Here is a 17032-nt window from a genome sequence, read left to right as displayed (position 1 = left end):
TCTTCAAAGAATCAGCTTTCGTAGTGGTATTTACCCATCACCGACGACACAAGAGCCCGATAGCTTTTCGTGGCGGCATGGGGCAGAAGAATTCGCAGTGGCATTTTGACCCAGTGACCACGCAGATACATCAGCGACTTTGCAATCCTGGTGCCAAACGTGTCCACCAGTGGGTGGGTGGGCATCACCGCTGGTGCAATAACGCGTTTCACCATCCATTCTCGCCCACGCAACTGCCGGTTGAGTGTTTCACTGGCTTGGTCACAGTATTCGGTTCCCAATAAATACTGCCTCAATCTCAGCGCAAAACACACTTCAGTTCCAAATCCCAACTGCTGTGATAACGCAATAAATTCCATCAATTCAGGTTGAGAAAACTGCTCTGCAAGGCAATGAATATCCCATACATCCCGACAGGCTTTTTCATAGTCTTCGTTAAAAAACAGGTGAATGATGCAATGCAGCAAGCGAAATTTCAGGTTAAAAATGGTGTATCCCGAATCAGTCTGTACAGTGTTGTCAAACAGTGTGACAGTTTCAATGCGCCTGCCGGTTATCGGGGGTAATACAGTATGGTGCAAATCCAGGGTGGTTCCCCGCTCGGGATGAACAAAAGGCGGCAACTCATGGCTCCATTGCCGATAGTAACGATCATCATAATCGGTGACTTCCTTGGCCTTCCAACCTGAGTTTAGCAGAGCCAGTTCAGCCCGTCGCAACTCACTTTTGTCCACCATGACGTCAATGTCAGACATCAGCCGTCCGCGATGATTGGAATCCTCTGCCAGCACGTAACCGGCACCTTTCAAAAATACGGGGTGACACCCGGCCCCAGCCATCAACTCATGCAACAATTCCACTTCATGATGCACCTGATGCTTCTGCCGTTGATAATAAGTCACCGCGGAATGCAGGTGTCTGCGGGCATATTCCGATAACTGCTCCAGATCGCCGGGTTCAAACAAACCTGCAAAGGTCGCCAGCATATCATTGGCACGCAGTATTCTTAACGCCCGCTCCCATTCCTGCGGTTGCCATTCAAGGGCTTGCCGGGGGGTCAGTAACCAGTCAAATAACGCTCTTGCTTCGGATTTCATACCAGCGTTTCCAAAAAATCGCCGATCTCATTGACGTTACTGTAACGAAGGGCAAAAAACTCAGCACCCTGCACCAGCTTAAACAGGGTCTCAAACCCCTGCTCACCGAGGGTACTGTAATTAAAACTGTTGCGCACAAGTTGCGCAAAACCCTGGGACTGATTTAGCGGCAGAATCTCAGTCCTGGCACCACCAACGTATTTGGGGCACGCCACGGCCACCACACTGGCCGGGCCAAAGTGATCAAACTCAGCCCGGGAATGTACCTGCACATGGGCAATGGCACCTTTTTGAGTGCCTTCGGTGGTACGGGAAAAAACGGCATTGGGAAACTGGCTGTGTACGACTTTAATTGACTGGTTTTTCAGCGAAGATGCCCTGTGTACCGCACTCACTGTCGCAGAATTCAAATCCACAATTGCCATCTCGTCGGAATACAGGTGCCACCCATTCAGCCCCAACAAGGTTGCCAGTGTGCTTTTCCCCGAGCCTTGAGCTGCAGGAAAGATAATTGCCTTGTCGTTCTTTACCAGCACTGAGGAGTGAATCAGTAACCGGGTATGGTCATAGGAAGCCACACACCAGTTCATTCCCCATTCAATGGAAGGCAGACATTTGTCCTTGGCAATAGGGTTAAAAATGCGCTGATTGTCGACATTCAGTACCCTTTGCGGGCGAACCAGTGTTCGAAGCCAGGAGGTTGATGTGAAATCAAGCTGAAAATCCACCGGTTTTTCAGGGGAGAGATTCACACTGTCGCCATACATGCGGCTCAGTTCTGAGTAGCAATATTCCGGAGCTCCGGATACGCGAAACCGGTAATGCCCGGTATCAATGATCACGGCTGCCTCCGTCTACCAGACCCAAATCAACAAGGTCTGACAAAAAACCGTGGGCATCCTGATTTTGCCCGCACTGTGACTGCAACCAGTTCCAGTCGACCTCACCTGAAACCGGGTCGGCCTTGAGTTGTTCAACAAAAGGGTTCTGAATAAACTGGGTAGTAAAAGTATTGCGGTTAAAAACAACAATACCGGAGCGATCCGGCATTGTTTTAATCACGATGTGCGAGTACAACAAATTACTTACCTCATGTCAGATTAACGAATAATCTAACAAAGACGCACGTTGGCGCAACGTTTAATTACCGTGTCTGGTTCGGGTTGGCACTGCCCGATGATGGCTGACAACTTAACGGCGCGCTTGCCAGTTCTGTGAGTGAACCTTTAGGTGAGCTTTCATACTTGTAAGTACCGGTCAGGTAGCTTTCCATGGTTAACCCTTCAAACGAGCCGGTTGGGTACCCGTAAGAACCATCACTGCTGCGGGTGCCCATATTCACACACATGCCCGCCCAAACCGCGTTCATCAGTTCATCCAGCGTTGGATACAACAATGTATCCCAGGTTGCCAGGCCGAAATAGCAGTTCAGATAAAGTGCAGACAAATCCATCTTGGAATTGCCGGTATCGTCCTTACTGAAAACTTCCGCAATATTGAATTGCAGTTTGGGGATGATTCCTCCATCGCCCAGTGTAAGTGTTGTCGCAGCGAAAAACGCCTGCAATTGATCATAATAATGATCATAAACGCAGTCGTTGGCCGGCCACGGAACCGTGAACAGCTTGGTCAGCTTATCGCTTTGCAATCCGCCGTTCGTATCCCTTCCCCCAGATCCATTTACAAATTTCTGCCAGGAGCCAGGAGACCAGCCACCACAAATATCCGGCAGGGAACAGGTTAACGAAATAACCCGGGATCCACCGGAAATCCCCGACGCATTGCATGCGCCCCAAACGGATTGAGCGGGCAGGCTGGAAACAACTGTCCCAACAGCTACCTTTTTGACAAACGATCGACGTCCATTTTCAAACTTTGACTGGCTCATGATACACCCTATGAACTATATGCTGCCCTTAACTTAGCAATAATCAGGCCTCAAATTCAAGTTATTGATTTTAATCGAATATATAAAAAACCATACTGTCCGGAATTTAGGAATGTTAAAAAAGCTGACACCCTACCCGGCGTTTGCTTTATTCATTAGTGCCCGTAAATGCTTCACGGGTACGGCATAACTAATCCCGCTGGGGCTGGATAGTGCACTCTCTTTTGCGTCACGAACGATGACTTTGTTCATAACCCCAATCACTTCGCCACTTGAAGGTAAATACACCGGGCTACCTGAATTTCCCGGATAGGCTGTGGCATCCAACTGGTAGATTCGTTGCGATTGCCCTAACCGCTTCATCATAGTTGCAGTAAGTTGATCAGTATTGTAAACCGGTATGGCATCCGGGGTAACAGCGGCAACCATACCTTTATGAGTCGCTGGATACAGGCCAAGAACCGAGCCCAGCGGAAAGCCGGTAAAAGCGATGTCACTTCCGGGTTTGAGCATTTCATCGTCTACCAGCCTGAGCGGTGACAGTTTGATGGGCAGTTTTAGCAGGGCCAAGTCGTGTACAGGATCTATTTCACTTATTTCCACAGGGTGCTGTAAAACATGATCTCCTGTACCAGTAAGTACAACGTAATACTGCACGACTTGTGGATCCAGCAACTGATCAACAACATGATAATTTGTGGCAACCCAGGTACCGTCTCCGACTACAAATCCGGTACCGAGAACCTTTGGCGCACTGTGATCCAGGGGCGAGTGAAAACCGATAGCAACGACACTCTCAGTGACCTTCTCAACCGTATCAACCATGCCGGCCTGTGAGGGAAATGACGCTAAAAAGCAGGTAAAAAACGCGAAGTATAAGTTAAATGTGGCAGAAATTCGGGTACTTACAACTTTCATATTTCACCTTGTTCTGTTAGCTTGAACGCTCCTTATCGGCTCCATAGTAGCACGTAAACTCGAAAAGGAATGGTTTTCAGGTGGATTTTCTAAAAGCTCTGGCGGTATTTTTTATCTCCCCGTTCAATGTCGCTGTGTTTCTCACTGCCGCCGGATTTATTGCACAACGCACAGAGCGAACTCGTGCAGCAAAACGGTGCTGGCTGGCCGCTTCGGTTATTGTGCTGATATTCTCACAGCGTTATGTAAGTGATGTTCTGCTATACCCGCTGGAACATATGCCAACTCTGAATAAAGCGGATAACATCAAACCCGAGCTTATTTTTACCCCAGGCTGTTACTTTAATACCGAGGGTGATGTCAGCACTATTTCCCGCTGGAGCGAATGCTCCTTACAAAGACTGGTTCAGGCATCAATACTTGCCCGCCGCCATGACGTCCCCGTTATCGTAACCGGGGGGCATTTTCTTGCAGACCGTGACGTTTCCTACGCACACCAGGCTGAAACATTTTTACTTGAGCTGGGGATGAACGAAAATAAAATTAAAACGGTAGGTAAGGGCACCACCACCCAAACTGAAATCGATGCCATCGGCCCCCTCATCAAAAACAAATCCGTTATGGTGGTTTCCTCAGCAACCCATGCAACCCGGCTTAAAATGATGATGGTGAAGGAGGTCAGGGAGTATTACTTCTATCCGGTGGATTTTCACAGTAGTGGTAAACTAAAACCTTATATATCATTACCTTCAATTGATGCACTAGAAAGTAGCCGTAGCGCCCTTTATGAATATGTGGCTATACTCAAGGCTATCGTGCTTAGCTAACTATGCCAGCGATTGGTTAAACGTCAGGACACACCAAGGACAATGAAAGCAGTACCCTCAAACGCCACAGGAATGTTGCAGGATGCAAATGACAACCGCTGGCTTGATCAGTTAACCCGGCTAATTGGTAAGCGCTCAAAACTCGGAAAATTGTTGGATGGCTACAGGCAACTGAAAGAAGCCAACGACATTTGCAGCCATTTCTCCCGCTATTTGCAGCCGCTGATTGCCAGCAATGAGGACCTGAAAAGTCAGGTCTTTCAGATCCGGCACAATGTCTACTGCAATGAATTGGGCTTTGAACCCATCAGGGAAAACGGAGAAGAAACCGACGAATTCGATCGTTACGCCAAATATTGCCTGATAGAACATCTCAATACCCAACAGTACGCGGGCACCGTACGCATCGTTACGCCACAAAAAAGCGATGACAAGCTTCCAATTGAAAAATACTGTCTCGATTCAATTACTAATGCGTCTTTAAATCCAACCAATTTTGCCCGCCAGGATATTTGTGAAGTCTCACGTCTGGCGGTACCGAATGTGTTCCGCCGACGTCAGATGGACCGGTTTGCCGGTGCCGCAACCGGGGCGATAAACTATAGCACCTACTCTGAAACCGAATTGCGCTGTTTCCCGTTTATCGCCGTAGGGCTTTACTTCTCAGCTGCAGCACTGGCCATGCATGAAAACATCAAGCATGCATACGTCATGATGGAACCCAGACTGGCACGAAGCATGGGGTTTGTCGGGATCCGGTTTGAACAAATAGGTCCGGTAGTGGACTATCATGGCAAGCGTGCGCCCTATTACATTAACCAGAAATTACTGTATAAAAGCCTGACACCCGGATTCAGAGTCATGCTGGAGCACATTCAAAAGTCGATAGAATTGTCGGCCCGCAACCAATAGAGCAGTACCAAATCACCGTTATGTTCAATTACGAAGATGCATTTTCCCGCAACATTGGCTGGTTGACCGCCAAAGAGCAGCAGATCCTCAGAAACAAAAAGGTAGCCATCGCCGGTGCCGGAGGTGTGGGTTTTGAGCATGCGGTCACTCTGGCACGATTGGGGATCAGTCGCTTTGCCATTGCCGACTTTGACGAATTTGAAGTTCACAATATGAACCGCCAGGCCGGCGCTTTCATGTCTACGGTGGAGCAGCCCAAAAACTCGGTACTGGCCCGCACTCTGCGTGACATTAATCCCGAATGCGAAATAAGTGAGTTTCCACTGGGTATCCATGCCGACAACCTGGATGACTTTTTGCGCAACGCTGACCTGTTCATTGATGGTCTGGATTTTTTTACTATTGATATCCGCGAACGGGTATTTACCCGCTGCCATGAAAAAGGCATTCCCGCACTCACCGCAGCCCCACTCGGAATGGGTGTGTCTCTGCTTACCTTTATGCCGGGCAAGATGTCGTTTAATGATTACTTCGACATGAGCGAAGTTTCCTCGCTGGAAGAAAAATGCATCAAATTTCTGGTCGGGCTGTCGCCATTTATGCTTCAGCGCCCTTATCTGGTTGACCCAACAGCCGCCAATTTCCGGGAGCACCGAGGCCCGTCCACCCCAATGGCAGTGAAACTTTGCGCCGGTGTAACCGCCACAAACGCTCTCAAAATTCTGTTGAAGCGCGGCAAAGTGCCAGCGGCGCCCCACGGCCTTCATTTCGATGCCTACCGAAATAAATTCAAACGCTCGTATCTGCCGTTCGGCAACCGTGGGCCACTGCAAAAGCTCAAGTACCGGATAGCCAAATCTATCGTTCTCAAAGACTGAAGATGTTGTCAGACTTTTTTACAGACCGGATCCATGTCAATCGAGCAAGCTTAGATAAACCATTGAAATTAAATGAGTTTTAAAAGTTGGCAAGATACCTGCTTTACTGATTGCGAATTGCCCAATTTTGTTTCATGGAGAATAGAAATGAAGAAGTTACTGCTTACACTTGCTTTGAGCTCTGCACTGTCTGCCGGCGCTATGGCAAGCCCAATTACACTTGACCCAACTATGGATGGCGACCTTTCTGACGCAATCGTGTTTGATGAGTTGGACTTCCTGCAAATGTACCCGTCATCGTACTACGTTGACTCCACCCAGGACGGCTTTGTTAACAACGGCGAATTCGTTTTCGACTTCGGCAACAACGTTAATCTGGGAGCCTACTATCTGAACAATACTCAGATTGGTGGTTCAACGTTCTCTGGCAGCTACTCTTTGGTTGCCGATTACCTGTTGGTTGGTACTGCAGTAGCAACTACTCAATCAGAAGTTGCACTTGCAACCATGGCTGCAAACGTTGGTTTGTCAGTTGAAGATTACGTTGTTGCAGTAAACACAGCGACTATGGGCTGTACTGTTACCGACATCTTCACAGCCCCTGTGTGTGCCACAATCGCAGAAGCGATGAGCAACGATGGCATCATCGACGGTGACTCTGACGAAATTCTTTACGCCAATATCACTGATGGTCTTTTCAACCTGTTTTTGACCGACGATATGGGTAACCGCCTGGCTCTGGCTGGGTCATTTGATGTTAGCGGCCTGGACAGCGAAACCAGCGGCGGTTTGTTCACTCTGAACATTCTGGGCGAAACCATCCAGGCAGCGGAAGACCTGCTGTATGACCAGTACGGTAACTCTTTTGCAGACCTGGTTGCTGACCCTGACGCAACTAACCCAACCATTCGCGTTGATACCAACATCGACCAAAGTGTTGGCAGCTACAGCGAAGTCCCTGGATCATTGCAGAGCGTAACTGTTGGTGACACCAACCTGGCAGGTAACGGTGATGCAGGTCAGCTGTACTACTACACCAAAGACGATTACAACGCTTGGGACATCACTGCAGAAGCCAACGGCGCTGGTTGTTCACTGCCTGATACTGACATCCCATTCGGTGGCTGCTCAGGCCTGATTGGTGACCCATCTGCCGCTGACGACAAATGGGACGAACTGAAGCAACTGATCCGTGACGCCGCAGGCTGTGCCGGCCCGAACGCAAGCTGTGAGTTCGACCTGCTGGCACGCCAAACCGAAACCGACGCCAGTGCTTCCATCGAAGCCAGCTCTCCGGGTTCTCTGCTGCTGTCTGGTCTGGCTCTGCTGGCTCTGGGTCTAAGACGCAGATTTGCATAGTCTTTTACCAGCACATTTGTTAAGTTAGGAGCCGAAGTCGGCTCCTTTTTTTTAGGTTGTAGTCATGTATCGAATTTGCAGTACCCTGTTGTTAACCTCCTGCCTTGTCGCCTGTGGTGGCCAGAGCAACGAAGAAAAACTGTCATCGGCCCAACAAAAGCTGATAGATGCTCCCTCCGAATCCATTATCCTTGCCAAAAACGTTCTTGCAGAACAACCCGATAATATTGAAGCGCGGCTTTTGCTGGCTCAGGCTGAGCTCCGTATTGGTAGTTTCGCCTCCGCACGCAAAAACTTTGATGATGTCTATGCGGTTGCAAAAAGCCAGTCAGCGCTTGAAGGTATGCTAATAACGGCAACGTTGCTGGAAGAATTCAATTCAGCACTTGAACTGCTGGACCAAACTCATGGGCCGCTTACTGATCAGGCCGCCGCGTTTGCCATTAACGCAGCCCTGAACCTTGACCGGGCCGAGAAGGCCGACAAACTTGCCTCCACTCTTTCAGATTTGAACAGCAGCTACGCCGCCTTAGGTTTAGCGTTCAATGCCGTAGCACAAAATGACGTTCAACGGGCGCAGAGGTTGGCCAGCCAGGCCATCGCGCTGGATAAAAACAATGCGGATGCCCATCTTCTAAATGCCATGCTTACAGAGCGCCAGGGCAATTTTCCCGCGGCATACGACGCTTACGAGTCATACCGGCTGCTGCGTCCAAGAGACAACCGCTCGCTGGTATTGCTGACCCGTTCTGCTTTACTGTCAAACAATCTGGAAAAAGCTGAAAAGTATGCCTCCGAAATACTGGGAGTATACAAAACACACCCGCTGGCAAATTACGCCAAAGCAGTATTCCACTACCAGAATCAGCAGTTGGAACAGGTTAGTGAATATTCCCAGTACGTAGTGAACGACCCCCGACTGGGTGAGTCAGCACGGGTATTGTCCGCTGCCGCTTCTTTTCGTTTAGGCAACTATGAATCTGCACTGCAAAGTCTGCAGCCTTTGGTGGGCAAACTGTCACGCAATGAAGCAGGTAACAATCTGCTATTGGCGCTGGCAGCCAAACTTAAAGACACTGCACTGCTTGAGAAGATGACTCAGCAGGTATTTCAGAGCAGTGAAAAACTGTCTGATGAAGAAATTCTGAGCGCTACCTCGGTCAAATTTGCTACCAGCGGCGAAACCGAGCTTTCCGGGCAGTTTTTAAAAGAGTTGGCGTTGTCCAACCCCTCCTCTGCGTACACCCACCTATCCCAGGGAATATTGGCAAAACTGGAGAACAACCAGTCCAGTGCGCTTGATTCCCTTGAAAGAGCCTATCAGGCTGATTCAGAAAACCCGCAAATCGCGGTGCTTTACATCCAGTCACTGCTGCAGGCAAAGCAATTTGACAAAGCAGACGAAGTCATTAAAGGTGCCACGCTGTCTTCACCGGCTTTCAAGAGCAACCTCAGAATGCTCAGCGCCATCGGCAAAGGCAGTAATGCCGAAGCCCGCCAACTGGGGCTGGAAGCACTGAAACACAATAATGCCAACCCATTGTCCATTACTCTGCTGGTAAACGCGTCCGAATCACAAGCTGACATTGAGCAGGCGAAAAAGGCGCTTCAGGGCAAAGAAGATCTGCTTACCATGCTGGTTGGCCAGTTGATCCTTCAGAATAAATTTGAACTCGGTGCATCGCAAATACTGAATGAAAACACATTCAGCCCTGAGCACAGCGCCGGGCTGGTAAGTTACCTGTCACAACAGGAAATGCACAAGGAACTGGTAGGTTTCGTTGATGGGCAGGCAGTTCTGCTCAAGCTTCCCGAACAACAAAAGGGCGAGTACCTGCATGCCCTGGTTGCAACAGGCGAAGTTGACCGCTTCGAAACTACCGCATTGCGCCTGATTGGCAGTGAACCAGTCTCCGGTAGTGCGTTTAAGATGCTCGAACGCTACTACAAAGGCTCTGGCGACAGTGAAAAACTGACCAACCTGTTTGCAGGCGTACCGGAAGCCTCGTACTCCTTACAGCAAAAGGAAACCCTGGTTTTAAGCGCTTTGCAGAACAAAAACATTAACGAAGCACAACGCTTGCTCAGCCTGATAGACGGCGAAGCCCATCCGGATGCCGTTACCGGTCTGCAGGGTGCCATCGCTGCTTCCTCCGGAGACTATAAGGCGGCTGCCAGCCATTACATCCAGGCCTATCGGCTTAACCCAACCACGCGATATGCGGTTAACAGCATCGACAGCCTGCTCAAAAGCTCTCAGCCCAGGGCAGCCATCAACCTCGCGAAAAGTCATGTGGAAGCTAACCCCAGTGATGATACGGTGAAAATGATGCTGGCCACGCTGGTCACCGGAACAGAGCCTGAATCCGCCATGAGCCTGTATGCCAGTGTGGATCAATCCCTTATGGCCAGAAATCCGGTTTCACTGAACAACTATGCCTACCTGCTGGCCAACAAAGGTGAACTGGAACAGGCGCGGGTTTACATTGAACAGGCTCTGAAACTGGCGCCAGACAACGCCAATATCATGGACACCAAGTCCATGATTGACGAACTGTCAGCCAAGCAAGGGTAACTCATAACGAAATGAGCTCCATCTCCGCTCATTATGCTCCAGCCATCGCTCCTGAGGATTACTCTCAGGCGATGGCTGAGTTATCTGAACGCTACGCGCCACCTTCCCCTTTTCTTACCCGGCACTGGTTTGAATGCTGGCTGAATTCGCTTGATCACTGCGTTGATATGGTGCGCTTTTTTCAAAATCAGACACTGGTTGGCGTGGCATTGTTTTCAGTTAAACGCCGGGGGCCGGGCTGGCTGCCTCTTGCCCGCGCACACCTTAATCAGGCCGGTAACATTCCCTGCGATCAGGTTTGGATTGAACATAACCGCATTCAGTGTGCCGAAGAATACCAGAAGGGCTGTTTTCAGGCTCTGATGGAGCTGATATTCCAGCACTTATACGTCGCTGAACTTCAGGTATCAATGACAGATTGTTATTCCGAATGGCTGGCTACCCTCCCCACAGGGCTGCATGAGCACCAGACTGTGCAGGCGCGAATCGCCCGACTGCCCGCCAATGGCGACATCATTGCGACACTTTCCCGCAATACCCGCCCCCGGGTTCGCAAAGCGTTTAAAGAACTGGAGATGGCCTTTGGCACCATCCACGTCTCAGCAGCAAAGTCTTCAGAGGAAAAACTGGCCTGGCTGAACGAATTGGGCCACTGGCACCGGGCCAGATGGCAGGCCACAGCGGAAGGCAGCGGATTCTCGAACCCCCATTTTATCAGGCATCATAAAGGGTTACTGCATTCCGCCCCTGAACTGACGGATGTAGTTCGGGTTGCAGCCGGCGAAGTCACAATTGGCTTCAGCTACAATCTGCTGATGGGCAGCCAGGTGTATTTCTATTGCTGTGGGATAAACTACGCTATAGCCACCAGACACATCAAACCCGGTTACGTCCTGCATTGTGCGATAATGGAACACTACGCCCGCCAGGGGTTTGAAAACTACGACTTTCTGGCCGGAGACAGCCAGTACAAACGCTCACTGGCTACAGCTCACTACAGCATGCACAGTGTTACCATATACGCCCCAAACTGGCGTGGTAAGCTGCTTCAGGCCCTTGTGAAATTGAAACGGCTAATATCAGGCTAACGCTTCACGCTGGCTTGTGACGTTTTTGTTTCGCCTCGCATTTTAATAACTTTGGCCGGATTTCCACCCACTATGGCACCCTCCGGCACGTCGTTAACCACTACCGCCCCCGCCGCCACCACGCTGCCGGCACCAACGTTTGCCATGACCAGCGCGCCATTGCCCAGCCAACAATTTTCACCAATGGAAATCTTGCTGAAAACACCGCCCTGATCTTTGATAGGGGTATCCGGATCATCAAAGTTATGCTGCCCTTTTCCGCTCATAATGTGCACGCCACTGCCTACCAGGGTGTTGCGTCCAATCGAGCATTTGCCAATATTGCATTGTGGGCCGATATAACAGCCTTCGGCAATCTCTGTGTCCTGCTGTGAAAACAGGGTAAGAAAGGAAATCACCGCATTCGGTGCACAGTGGGTCAGCGTAAAACGGTAAAATCCGGCCCGCAGATAGGTGCCGCATTTTCCGGGCAACAGCGAAAGCAACTGGCTGAAACCAGCCAGCAGCGAGTCTTTGTTTACAACCAGCGCCAACAGCCGAAAGGAAAGCCACAAAGGTGCCGTTGCAACCGCACAAAGGGTAAACAAAATCTGTTTCAAGCCGTTTTTCATAGCTCAGCCAACGCCTCTTCCAATGGTCGCAACTGCTGTTCCCAGCTGTAAGTCTCTGTCAGTTGTTGTAATGCACACTGTGCCATTTCAAGTGACTGGGTGCGGTTCTCGCAGCTTTTAATGCAGGCCTCGGCAAACCCGTCAGCATCGTCCACAATGGTCATACAGTCTGAATGGGCGAACCCAATTCCTTCTGCGCCCATTGAAGTTGTCACAATGGGCACACCGCAGGCCGCGGCCTGCAAGACCTTGTTCTGCACACCCCGGGCAATGCGGAACGGAGCCACAAAAACGGTCGCGTTGTGAAAATAAGGCAGAATATCGTCGACAAAACCGGTGACCTGAATACTGGGGTCCTGTGCCAGCGCCTTAACTTCATTACCAGGGTTCATTCCGGCAATGGTAAATACAGCGCCAGGCAAAGCCGCCTTCACCGACGGCCAGCACGCCTGAACGAACCACACAACCGCATCCACATTTGGTTTGTAATCCATGACACCGGTGAACAAAAAATGGGGCCTGGTGTGATCAGGCGCTTTTTCAGGCGGGTAAAAGTCGTCGAAAGCCATGCCGTTGCCTAACACCTGAACCGGTTTGGCGTGTGAAACCTTGGAATGGAACAATGATACTTCGTCCTGAGCAATCAGAAATGTGGCCGCGAAAGATTGGTTGGCCCGCTGTTCCAGCCAGCGTATTCCGCTGGATTCACGTTGATATACCCAGGTCAGCGGCCAGTTGGCACGCTCGGCGTACTGGCGCCATTTATCCGAGTCTACATCCATAAAATCCAGCAGGACTTTGGCGCAATTCGGATTGGGAGTGGCGTTAAACACATAAAAACCGAGGCTGGATGCGGTTAACAGCATGACATCCACACTGGAATCCGCCAATAACCTCGCTACGTGCTTCTGCATTGCCGAAGTGTAAAACGCTCCGACACTCAAAGGCTGGTTATGCAACAAGGCCCACAGATAGCGTTTCCACCTTGCTGAAAGACGTTCAGTCACAACCCTGACATTCAACTGTTGTGCCAGCGCCCGGGCGTCCTCCTGATCCTGCGCAGATTCAGTAAGTGAGTACACCTCAACCTGATGGCCCAATTCCACCAACCGCCTAATCTGATGGTAACTTCGCAGTTTCTCGCCTTTATTTGGCGGATAGGGCACCCGCTGTGCCAACACACAAATTTTCAAACAGCCACCACTTTCACTTCTTAGTGCGTAAATTCTGAATCCCGCCAGCATGTTACGACGACTTTCAGACCAGGTCAAAAGTCTCGCACCGTTGCAGGACGGGCATCGGCGCGGATCAACAATTGGCAATTCACACAAACTCAGATAAAGTAACCTGGTTGTAATCAGTTCACGGAAGAAGTATTCAGCCCCCATGACGACGCCAGTATTTTCAGTTGTAAATTCGTCATCCTGCGACACCGTAAATGGGCGATTCCGGACCGGCATACCCTGCCCCAAGGGTTTATGGCAGGCAACTGATGCACTCCAACTCAGCACAACCGCAGGCCCTTTGGTCGACGCCTGCTGCAGCGTAACCGGATTGTGGCAGGATGGCTCGGTACGATGGCTTGATATCGAAGGCACCCTATCAGTTGGTGCCAACGCCCAAGAAGAAATTTTCATCTCTGAAGCGAAACCACAGCTAACGCCTTTGATCTGCCCGGTCACGCAATCTGACAGCAGTTGGGAAATTAAACTCGACAGCGGCGATTGCATCAGCATTGACCCGAACAGTTTTTTACGCCTGGAAGTTTCAGCTGGCATCCGGCTTGATAGCGAGCTAACCACACAAGCAGGGTTGGCCGAAGTCAGGCTGATTTCCAGCCAATATGAAACCCGTCAAAACGGCCATCGCACGGTAGCGGTAAAACTGTTTCAGCAGGCCAGTGCGATTACCGGTGGCAAACCCGTGTTGCTGCAAGCGGAAATTACCATCATGCTGTCCACCGGCGACCTGTTCGCTACTGTAACAGTGAGTAACCCCAGTGCAGCAGCCCATCCTGATGGCAAGTGGGATTTGGGCGACCCTAATTCCATACTGATCGAGCAATGGAGCCTGAGCGCTGAGGCTCCCGCACTGGCGATATCGCTGGACACAAGCGAAACACCGATAAAGTTGGAAGCTGACACCGACTATTGCCTCTATCAGGCTTCCAGCGGATACGACAACTGGCAGAGCCCTGCACATGTTGATAAAAGTAACCAGGTTTCGCTGCCGTTTCGCGGCTTTCGCTGGCACATCAACAACCAGCTACAAAGGTGCAAAGACCACTGCCAGCCAGCAGTTACACTCATCAGCAACAGGCATAGCCCGGTACTCAGCGTTGACCAGTTCTGGCAAAATTTCCCGGCATCTGTGAGCGGTAACGGCCAGAAAATGCAAATCAGCCTGTTAGGGTCACGGCAAGCTCCGCTAACCGAATTGCAGCCCGGCGAACAGAAAACCCGCGATTTTTCACTTACTGGTCAATACCAGACTCCACTTAAAATCGTACTCAACCCACAGTGGACGGAACAATCCAAGGCCGTATGCTGGTTTCATGCGCAACAGCACTCAGCCCCCCTGCATGCTCTTATCCAGCAAGGTGTTAGCGGCGAACATAGCTTCTTCGCCAAGCGCCTGGACATTGACGAATTTGGCTGGCGACATTTTGGCGAGCTGTACGCCGACCACGAGAAAGCCCTGCAGCCTGACGAGACGTATTTTATTTCCCATTACAATAATCAGTATGACCCATTGTATGGGATGCTTTATCAGTACCTGCTAACCGGCAAGCGGCAATGGTTCACACTGGCCAACGATCTCGCCCGACATGTGGCCGATATAGACGTATACCATACCTGCCAGGACAAACCTGAATATTCCGGTGGCCTGTTCTGGCACACCGACCACTATGTGCAGGCCCATACTGCCACTCACCGCACCTATTCTGAGCATCAGCCAAAGGGCGTATATGACGACCATGCCGGCGGAGGCGGGCCGGGTGGGCAGCATTGCTACACCAATGGGTTGCTGTTGCATTATTATCTGACTGGATCGGCTACTTCTAAACAGGCTCTGCTCAGCATATGTGACTGGATTGAGCGTTACTACGAAGGGGACGGAACCCTGGTTGCTACCCTTATGGGGCTGAAAAACCGCCATGTACCCGGCCTCAGAAATATTTTGACCGGCGCCTATCCGCTCGACAGAGGAACCGGCAATTATCTCCAGGCACTAATGGACAGATACGCCCTGCTCGGCCAGCCCGGTGACCTTGCCAAATGCGCTCACATTATTTACAACACCATTCAGCCGGATGAAGACATTCAAAAGCGCCAGTTGGATAACATCGAAGCCAACTGGTTTTACACCGTTTTCCTGCAGGCCGTTTGCCGCTTTATCAGCATTAAAGAGCAAAACCAGCGGAATGATTCCAGCTACCGCTATGCTGTCGACGCCCTGTGCCATTACGCACGCTGGATGTCGGAAAACGAATACGCCTATCTCGACAAGCCGGACATTCTCGAATTTCCCAACCAGACCTGGAGCGGCCAGGATTTGAGGAAGATCTGCGTATTACGTTTTGCCAGCCATTATTTGCCCGAAGCAGAAGCCAGTAAGGCGGAAGCCAAGGCAAAGACCTTGCTTGAAACCGTTCAAAAGCGCCTGGGTGGATCCGGCGAATCCACTACCACCCGGGTACTGTGTTTAATGATGCAAAATTACGTTTGGATGGGCTATCAGCATACCCCTGCTCCAATGCCATTGAAGGACAGCTACCCTGAGGATGATGCCCTATACCGCCCAGCCCTCCGGCAGGTGCTGGCCCGCACCCTCCGGAATTTTTCCCTGCACCATGAGCGCCGGCAATTGAGCAGGCGCTTTCCACAACTTCCGGCCTGGGTGGGCAAATCATGAAAAAATTAATCAGTTTCGTCATCCCCCACAAAGGCCGCGAAGCAATGCTGCTACAAACGTTGCACAGTATTGCCGCCCAAGCTTTCGACCTTGAAAAAATGGAGGTCATTGTGGTGAGCCAGAACAGCGAAATCTCCGACGAACTGGCGCAGCTAAAACAGCAACTGGCATTAACTGTAGTGTTCAATGAGCCGGACCATACCATCTCCCACTCCCGCAATTTGGGTGCCCGCCAGGCTCAGGGCGAATATCTGGCGTTTCTGGACGCCGACGTGGCACTGTCTGCAAACTGGAGCGAAACCATGCTCGGCGTTGTCAGCCGGGATGATGATATTGTGCTTGTCAGCGCCATGCAGGTGAACGGACCTGATGCGCCCTCACTGGAGCGAATTCGCACCGCATTGAGTAACGCAGAACTGGATACTGAAGTGGCCTTTTTACCCGGCCGTAACCTGTTTTTACACCGCGACACCTTTTGGAAGGTCGGCGGCTTTCCTGAGCACCTGCTCACCTGCGAAGATTACTATTTTACCGACAGGGTCAATCAGCTCGGTAACCTGTTTTATACCTCAAAGGCCAGCTACGTTCATCTTGGTGAAGACAAAGCCTTCATTCCGATGTTCAGGAAAGAGATCTGGCGCGGCCAGTCCAATCTTAAATCCTTGTCTGGCCGACGCATCCCATTGCGCGAATGGCCGAGCTTTGTCGTGCCCATCGCGGTATTAAGCTGTTGGCTGCTGGCGATTATTTGCCTGGTGATTTCTGAGCCCGGCTTCGCTACACTGGCATTCGTTGGTGGGATTTTGCCCGTTATTGTCTATGCCTTGCGATTAACCCGTCTGGCCAGAGGCGACGTTGGCTGGCCCCAGTGTATCAGCTTTTATTTGTTGTATTTCCCTGCCCGGGCAATTGGAACTGTGGCAGGGATCAGGCAAAACATTGGCACCAATTCACATAAGTAGGG

15 protein-coding genes are annotated in these 17032 nt (G+C 50.8%); 8 read left to right on the top strand and 7 right to left on the bottom strand.

Features of this window, described 5'->3' with window-relative positions:
* Positions 1-11: 11 nt before the first annotated feature.
* From DXV75_RS01780 to DXV75_RS01760, 5 genes are all read right to left on the bottom strand, one after another.
* Positions 12-1097, bottom strand: coding sequence for a nucleotidyltransferase domain-containing protein (locus tag DXV75_RS01780; protein WP_115591504.1), 1086 nt, complete (start codon positions 1095-1097; stop codon positions 12-14).
* A complete protein-coding gene (locus tag DXV75_RS01775; protein ID WP_115591503.1) occupies positions 1094-1939 on the bottom strand; it encodes an HprK-related kinase A in 846 nt (281 codons plus the stop codon). The genes DXV75_RS01780 and DXV75_RS01775 overlap by 4 nt, the downstream gene beginning before the upstream one ends.
* A complete protein-coding gene (locus DXV75_RS01770; protein ID WP_147291783.1) occupies positions 1929-2147 on the bottom strand; it encodes a hypothetical protein in 219 nt (72 codons plus the stop codon). Before DXV75_RS01770 ends, DXV75_RS01775 begins: the two co-directional genes overlap by 11 nt.
* 94 nt (positions 2148-2241) lie before the next feature.
* Complete coding sequence (locus DXV75_RS01765; protein WP_115591501.1) at positions 2242-2985, bottom strand: hypothetical protein; 744 nt, start codon at positions 2983-2985, stop codon at positions 2242-2244.
* 132 nt (positions 2986-3117) lie between these two features.
* Positions 3118-3903 (bottom strand): S1 family peptidase, encoded by a 786-nt coding sequence (locus DXV75_RS01760; RefSeq protein ID WP_115591500.1) that lies wholly within the window; start codon positions 3901-3903, stop codon positions 3118-3120.
* Between the two features lie 80 nt (positions 3904-3983).
* On the opposite strand from DXV75_RS01760, the gene DXV75_RS01755 reads away from it, so the two are divergent.
* The 6 genes from DXV75_RS01755 (at position 3984) to DXV75_RS01730 (ending at position 11542) form a co-directional block, all read left to right on the top strand.
* Positions 3984-4730 carry a YdcF family protein gene (locus tag DXV75_RS01755; protein WP_115591499.1) on the top strand — a complete coding sequence of 249 codons (747 nt, stop codon included), beginning with the start codon at positions 3984-3986 and terminating at the stop codon, positions 4728-4730.
* 42 nt (positions 4731-4772) lie between these two features.
* Positions 4773-5642, top strand: coding sequence for a PEP-CTERM/exosortase system-associated acyltransferase (locus tag DXV75_RS01750; protein WP_245953085.1), 870 nt, complete (start codon positions 4773-4775; stop codon positions 5640-5642).
* A 20-nt stretch (positions 5643-5662) separates the two neighbouring features.
* The gene (locus DXV75_RS01745) at positions 5663-6520 is read left to right on the top strand and encodes a ThiF family adenylyltransferase (protein WP_115591498.1); all 858 of its coding nucleotides are present in this window, start codon (positions 5663-5665) and stop codon (positions 6518-6520) included.
* Between the two features lie 147 nt (positions 6521-6667).
* Positions 6668-7879 carry a hypothetical protein gene (locus DXV75_RS01740; protein WP_115591497.1) on the top strand — a complete coding sequence of 404 codons (1212 nt, stop codon included), beginning with the start codon at positions 6668-6670 and terminating at the stop codon, positions 7877-7879.
* Positions 7880-7943: 64 nt separating this feature from the next.
* Positions 7944-10454: a tetratricopeptide repeat protein gene (locus DXV75_RS01735; RefSeq protein ID WP_115591496.1), complete on the top strand. Its 2511-nt coding sequence runs from the start codon at positions 7944-7946 to the stop codon at positions 10452-10454.
* A gap of 11 nt (positions 10455-10465) precedes the next feature.
* Positions 10466-11542 (top strand): GNAT family N-acetyltransferase, encoded by a 1077-nt coding sequence (locus DXV75_RS01730; protein WP_115591495.1) that lies wholly within the window; start codon positions 10466-10468, stop codon positions 11540-11542.
* On the opposite strand, the gene DXV75_RS01725 is transcribed toward DXV75_RS01730, so the two are convergent.
* Together DXV75_RS01725 and DXV75_RS01720 are read right to left on the bottom strand one after the other, a co-directional pair.
* A complete protein-coding gene (locus DXV75_RS01725) occupies positions 11539-12153 on the bottom strand; it encodes an acyltransferase (protein WP_115591494.1) in 615 nt (204 codons plus the stop codon). The two genes, DXV75_RS01730 and DXV75_RS01725, sit on opposite strands and share 4 nt — an antisense overlap.
* A complete protein-coding gene (locus DXV75_RS01720; protein ID WP_245953084.1) occupies positions 12150-13613 on the bottom strand; it encodes a TIGR03087 family PEP-CTERM/XrtA system glycosyltransferase in 1464 nt (487 codons plus the stop codon). The genes DXV75_RS01725 and DXV75_RS01720 overlap by 4 nt, the downstream gene beginning before the upstream one ends.
* A gap of 64 nt (positions 13614-13677) precedes the next feature.
* Here DXV75_RS01720 and DXV75_RS01715 point away from each other — a divergent pair, with 64 nt between their 5' ends.
* Together DXV75_RS01715 and DXV75_RS01710 are read left to right on the top strand one after the other, a co-directional pair.
* Positions 13678-16068, top strand: a complete 2391-nt coding sequence (locus DXV75_RS01715) for a hypothetical protein (protein WP_147291782.1) — start codon at positions 13678-13680, stop codon at positions 16066-16068.
* A complete protein-coding gene (locus DXV75_RS01710) occupies positions 16065-17030 on the top strand; it encodes a glycosyltransferase family 2 protein (protein WP_115591492.1) in 966 nt (321 codons plus the stop codon). Before DXV75_RS01715 ends, DXV75_RS01710 begins: the two co-directional genes overlap by 4 nt.
* Positions 17031-17032 lie beyond the last annotated feature (2 nt).

The sequence above is a fragment of the Alteromonas aestuariivivens genome (assembly GCF_003367475.1).
Classification (GTDB): Bacteria; Pseudomonadota; Gammaproteobacteria; order Enterobacterales; family Alteromonadaceae; genus Alteromonas; species Alteromonas aestuariivivens.
The sequence above is the reverse complement of the archived record's forward strand: the minus strand, read 5'-3'. Positions and strand labels throughout refer to the sequence as shown.

Coding starts and splice junctions, on each gene's coding strand:
- DXV75_RS01780 (WP_115591504.1), bottom strand. CDS start 1,097: ATGAAATCCGAAGCAAGAGCGTTATTTGACTGGTTACTGACCCCCCGG.
- DXV75_RS01770 (WP_147291783.1), bottom strand. CDS start 2,147: ATGCCGGATCGCTCCGGTATTGTTGTTTTTAACCGCAATACTTTTACT.
- DXV75_RS01765 (WP_115591501.1), bottom strand. CDS start 2,985: ATGAGCCAGTCAAAGTTTGAAAATGGACGTCGATCGTTTGTCAAAAAG.
- DXV75_RS01760 (WP_115591500.1), bottom strand. CDS start 3,903: ATGAAAGTTGTAAGTACCCGAATTTCTGCCACATTTAACTTATACTTC.
- DXV75_RS01750 (WP_245953085.1), top strand. CDS start 4,773: ATGAAAGCAGTACCCTCAAACGCCACAGGAATGTTGCAGGATGCAAAT.
- DXV75_RS01745 (WP_115591498.1), top strand. CDS start 5,663: ATGTTCAATTACGAAGATGCATTTTCCCGCAACATTGGCTGGTTGACC.
- DXV75_RS01740 (WP_115591497.1), top strand. CDS start 6,668: ATGAAGAAGTTACTGCTTACACTTGCTTTGAGCTCTGCACTGTCTGCC.
- DXV75_RS01735 (WP_115591496.1), top strand. CDS start 7,944: ATGTATCGAATTTGCAGTACCCTGTTGTTAACCTCCTGCCTTGTCGCC.
- DXV75_RS01730 (WP_115591495.1), top strand. CDS start 10,466: ATGAGCTCCATCTCCGCTCATTATGCTCCAGCCATCGCTCCTGAGGAT.
- DXV75_RS01725 (WP_115591494.1), bottom strand. CDS start 12,153: ATGAAAAACGGCTTGAAACAGATTTTGTTTACCCTTTGTGCGGTTGCA.
- DXV75_RS01720 (WP_245953084.1), bottom strand. CDS start 13,613: ATGCCGGTCCGGAATCGCCCATTTACGGTGTCGCAGGATGACGAATTT.
- DXV75_RS01710 (WP_115591492.1), top strand. CDS start 16,065: ATGAAAAAATTAATCAGTTTCGTCATCCCCCACAAAGGCCGCGAAGCA.